At 67.8% G+C, this 4,741-nt stretch carries 5 protein-coding genes; all 5 read left to right on the top strand.

The features are described 5' to 3' along the window. Positions 1-203 precede the first annotated feature (203 nt). Positions 204-1,403, top strand: coding sequence for a homogentisate 1,2-dioxygenase (locus IJ15_RS0124115; RefSeq protein ID WP_031940861.1), 1,200 nt, complete (start codon positions 204-206; stop codon positions 1,401-1,403). Then, entirely contained in the window at positions 1,400-2,311 is a 912-nt protein-coding gene (locus tag IJ15_RS0124110; RefSeq protein WP_031940860.1) for a hypothetical protein, read from the top strand. Before IJ15_RS0124115 ends, IJ15_RS0124110 begins: the two co-directional genes overlap by 4 nt. Then, positions 2,308-3,492, top strand: coding sequence for a fumarylacetoacetase (fahA, locus tag IJ15_RS0124105; RefSeq protein ID WP_031940859.1), 1,185 nt, complete (start codon positions 2,308-2,310; stop codon positions 3,490-3,492). The genes IJ15_RS0124110 and fahA overlap by 4 nt, the downstream gene beginning before the upstream one ends. Then, entirely contained in the window at positions 3,489-4,235 is a 747-nt protein-coding gene (locus IJ15_RS0124100) for a CoA transferase subunit A (protein WP_031940858.1), read from the top strand. The genes fahA and IJ15_RS0124100 overlap by 4 nt, the downstream gene beginning before the upstream one ends. Further along, positions 4,232-4,741: 3-oxoacid CoA-transferase subunit B (locus tag IJ15_RS0124095; RefSeq protein ID WP_037136131.1), on the top strand; the 510-nt coding region annotated here is incomplete at its 3' end. The genes IJ15_RS0124100 and IJ15_RS0124095, both read left to right, overlap by 4 nt.

The raw sequence follows: 4,741 nt of genomic DNA, 5'->3' as shown, positions 1-4,741 counted from the left end.
ACCTTCGCGCCGGCGCGGGGTCGGACGTCCGGTGGGGGAGTCGAGACCGCTTGTGTGGTTGCACTCACGCCCCGAAACTAGTTAATCTGTTTACTAACCTCGGAGCGAGCCGGCAGCGGTGATCGATACCGCGCCGCAGTTCCACCGAAGGTGACGACCACAGCCCGGCAACGCTCCGGGCGCGAGCACTCAGGAGGCCGGTCATGGCGTTCTACCGACAGCTCGGCAATATTCCGCCGAAGCGCCACACCCAGCACCGTGACGAGAACGGCCAGCTCTACTTCGAGGAGCTGATGGGTGAGGAGGGCTTCTCCTCCGATTCGTCGCTGCTGTACCACCGCCACATCCCGTCGGCCATCGTCGACGCGACCGTGTGGGAGCTGCGGGACCAGACCACCACGCCGAACCACCCGCTCAAGCCGCGGCACCTCAAGCTCCACGACCTCTTCCCCGAGGAGATCTGGGCCGAGACCGACGTGGTCACCGGACGCCGGCTGATCCTCGGTAACGCCGACGTGCGCCTGTCGTACGTGGTCTCCGCCAAGGAATCGCCGCTGTACCGCAACTCGGTGGGCGACGAGATGGTGTACGTCGAGTCCGGCGAGGCGATCGTCGAGACCGTGTTCGGCGCACTGCACGCCCGCCAGGGCGACTACGTCCTGATCCCGATGTCGACCACCCACCGCTGGGTGCCGCAGGGTTCGGAGCCGTTGCGCGCGTATGCAATCGAGGCGAACAGTCACATCGTTCCGCCCAAGCGCTACCTGTCGAAGTTCGGCCAGTTCCTCGAGGACGCTCCGTTCTGCGAGCGTGATCTGCACGGTCCTTCCGAGCCGCTGGTCGCCGAGGGCACGGACGTCGAGGTGCTCGTCAAGCACCGCGCCGGTGGCGCGATCGTGGGCACCCGCATGGTGTACCCGAACCACCCGTTCGACGTCGTCGGCTGGGACGGATGCCTGTACCCGTACACCTTCAACATCTCTGACTACGAGCCCATCACGGGCCGCGTGCACCAGCCGCCGCCGGCGCACCAGGCGTTCGAGGGCAACAACTTCGTCATCTGCAACTTCGTGCCCCGCAAGGTGGACTACCACCCGCTGGCGATCCCGGTGCCGTACTACCACTCGAACGTGGACTCCGACGAGATCATGTTCTATGTCGGCGGCGACTACGAGGCCCGCAAGGGTTCGGGCATCGGCCAGGGGTCGATCTCGATCCATCCCGGCGGCCACGCCCACGGCCCGCAGCCGGGCGCGTACGAGCGCAGCATCGGCGTCGAGTTCTTCGACGAGCTCGCCGTCATGGTCGACACGTTCCGTCCGCTCGAACTCGGTGAGGGCGCGCTGGCGTGCGAGGACGACGCCTACGCGTGGTCCTGGTCCGGACGGGGGCCGAACAAGTGACCATCTCGCCGTTGCTCGCGGGTCTGTGCGACGACGCGGCGCTGTTCCCCCCGGGGAACGCGCCGATGGTCGCCGCGGTGCCCGCGCACCTCGACCACGAGCGCAGCGAACATGCCGCGCTGGTGGGGCCGTTCGTGTTCCCGGCGCCGCGTCTCGGTGAGCTGGCCGAGATCGTCGCGCAGCAGGACGGCGAGCTCGAGCTGAGCCTGACCGTGCCCGCCGGCACCGACGCCGTTCCGGCGGCGCTCGAGCAGCTGCGCTCCATCGCCGGTGTGAAGCTGGTCGCGATGGAGATCGGCGTTCCCGAGGGGCAGACGCCCGATGCGCTGCTCGCGGCAATCGGCGAGATAGCCGCGGCCGCACCGGGAGTCGAGATCTTCGTCGAGGTCCCGCGCGACGACCGGCGCCCCGAGATCCTCGCGGGCCTGGCCGGCACGCCGTACTCCGCGAAGTTCCGCACCGGCGGCATCGTCGCGGCCGCGTACCCGGACGAGACCGAACTGGCCGAGGCCATCCACACCGTCGCCACGTCGGGGGTGCGCTTCAAGGCGACCGCCGGCCTGCATCACGCGGTACGGAACACCGACCCCGACACGGGGTTCGAGCAGCACGGCTTCCTCAACGTCATGCTGGCGACCCATCGGGCGTCCGCCGGCTCGGGCGTCGACGAGATCGCCGCAACCCTTGCGGACCGAGACGGGAAGAACCTGGCAGCCCAGCTGGACGGGCTCCCGGCCGAGGCGGTGGACGCGCTGCGCGCGACCTTCCGGTCCTTCGGCACCTGCAGCATCAGCGATCCGCTGACCGAACTGGTCGGCCTCGGTCTGGTGCCCCAATCATCCACCGGGCCCTCCGCGCCTACGGGTCCGGTGGATTCCACTTCGATCGACGAAGGACCCCTCGCATGACCGTCATCTCGATTCCTGCCGATTCCCTGTTCGGGCTCGACAACCTGCCCTACGGCGTGTTCTCGACCGCCGACACGGACCCGCGGGTGGGTGTGCGCGTCGGCGACAGCGTCGTCGATCTCGCGAAGGTGCTGGGCGATGACGTCTTCGCTCAGCCGACCCTCAACGCGTTCATGGCCCAGGGCCGCGGCCGGTGGGTCGCGGTGCGCGCGCAGATCGCCGAACTCGTCTCCGGTGAGATCGCCGACGACGCGGTCTTCTCGGTCGACGACGTCACGATGCACCTGCCGATCGCCGTCGCCGACTACGTCGACTTCTACGCGTCGGAGAACCACGCGACCAACCTGGGCAAGCTGTTCCGCCCGGATTCGGCTGCGCTGATGCCGAACTGGAAGCACCTGCCGGTCGGCTACCACGGCCGCTCGAGCACCGTCGTCGTGTCGGGTGTCGACATCGCTCGCCCGTGCGGTCAGCGCAAGGCGCCCGCTGACGCGGCGCCGTCGTTCGGCCCGTCGACCCGCCTCGACATCGAGGCCGAGATGGGCTTCATCGTCGGCGTCGGTTCGCCGATGGGTTCCTCGATCACCCCGGATCAGTTCGCGGAGCACTGCTTCGGCGCCGTGATCCTCAACGACTGGTCGGCCCGCGACATCCAGGCGTGGGAGTACGTCCCGCTCGGCCCGAACCTCGGCAAGAGCTTCGCGACCTCCATCTCTGCATGGGTGGTTCCGCTGTTGGCACTCGAGGCCGCCCGCGTCGACACCCCGGTCCAGGATCCGACGCCGCTGCCGTACCTGCAGGGCGAGGAGAAGTGGGGCCTGGACATCGACCTCGAGGTCGAGTGGAACGGTCACGTCGTGTCCCACCCGCCGTACGCCCAGATGTACTGGTCGCCGGCGCAGATGCTGGCGCACACCACCGTCAACGGTGCCGCCGCCAGCACGGGTGACCTGTTCGGATCCGGCACTATCTCCGGTCCGGAGAAGAACCAGCGCGGCGCGTTCATCGAATTGACCTGGAGCGGTGCCGAGCCCGTCACGGTCGGCGACGAGCAGCGCACGTTCATCGAGGACGGCGACGAGATCTCGATCTCCGCGACCGCGCCCGGCGCGAACGGCGGCCGCATCGGCTTCGGTGAGGTCCGTGCCCGCATCCTGCCCGCCACCGGTGATGCCCGATGAGCAAGGTCTTCGCAACGGCGGCCGAGGCCGTCGCCGACATCGCCGACGGATCGTCCTTGGCGGTCGGTGGTTTCGGGTTGTGCGGTATCCCGACGGAGTTGATCGCGGGTCTGGCCGAGCGTGGTGTGTCGGGGCTGGAGGTGTTCTCCAACAATTGTGGTGTCGATGACCACGGTTTGGGAATCTTGTTGGCGTCCGGTCGGATCCGTCGGGTGACGGCGTCGTATGTGGGGGAGAACAAGGAGTTCGCGCGGCAGTACCTGTCGGGTGAGCTGGAGGTGGAGTTGACGCCGCAGGGCACGCTCGCCGAGCGCCTGCGCGCCGGTGGTGCCGGGATTCCGGCGTTCTTCACGCCGGCCGGTGTCGGCACCCCCGTCTCGGAGGGCGGTCTGCCGTGGCGGTACAACGCCGACGGTTCGGTCGCGATCGCGTCGCCGCCCAAGGAGACCCGCGAGTTCGGTGGTCGGACGTACGTGCTCGAGGAGTCGATCGTCGCGGACTTCGCGTTGGTGCACGCCGAGATCGGGGACACCGAGGGCAACCTGGTGTTCAACAAGACTGCGATGAACTTCAATCCGTTGGCCGCGATGGCCGGCCGGGTCACGATCGCGCAGGTGGAGAAGCTGGTCGAGCCGGGTGAACTCGATCCCGCTCAGGTGCATCTGCCGGGTGTGTTCGTTCAGCGAGTGGTGCATACCGGTGTGCAGGACAAGCGAATCGAGAAGCGGACGGTGTCGGCATGAGCTGGTCACGTGAGCAGATGGCCGCGCGTGCTGCGGCGGAGATGATCGACGGCGAGTACGTGAATCTGGGGATCGGGTTGCCGACCTTGATCCCGAACTATCTTCCCGACGGGGTGAAGGTGGTTCTGCATTCGGAGAACGGCATTCTGGGCACCGGCCCGTACCCGAGCGAGGATGCGGTCGATCCCGATCTCATCAACGCCGGTAAGGAAACGGTGACGGTGAACCCGGGTGCGGCGTTCTTCGATTCGGCGTTGTCGTTCGGCATGATTCGCGGTGGACACATCGACACCGCGGTCCTCGGTGGTATGCAGGTCTCCCGGAACGGGGACCTCGCCAACTGGATGGTGCCGGGCAAGATGGTCAAGGGTATGGGCGGCGCCATGGATCTGGTGCACGGTGCCCGGCGCGTCATCGTGGTCATGGAACACACCGACCGCGATGGCGGCGCCAAGATCGTCGAGCAGTGTTCGTTGCCGTTGACCGGGCAGGCGGTGGTGCAGCGC

Origin of the sequence: Prescottella defluvii, assembly GCF_000738775.1 — a bacterium.
Taxonomy (GTDB): domain Bacteria; phylum Actinomycetota; class Actinomycetes; order Mycobacteriales; family Mycobacteriaceae; genus Prescottella; species Prescottella defluvii.
Note: the sequence above shows the minus strand (reverse complement) of the source record. Positions and strands in the feature narration are given on the sequence as shown.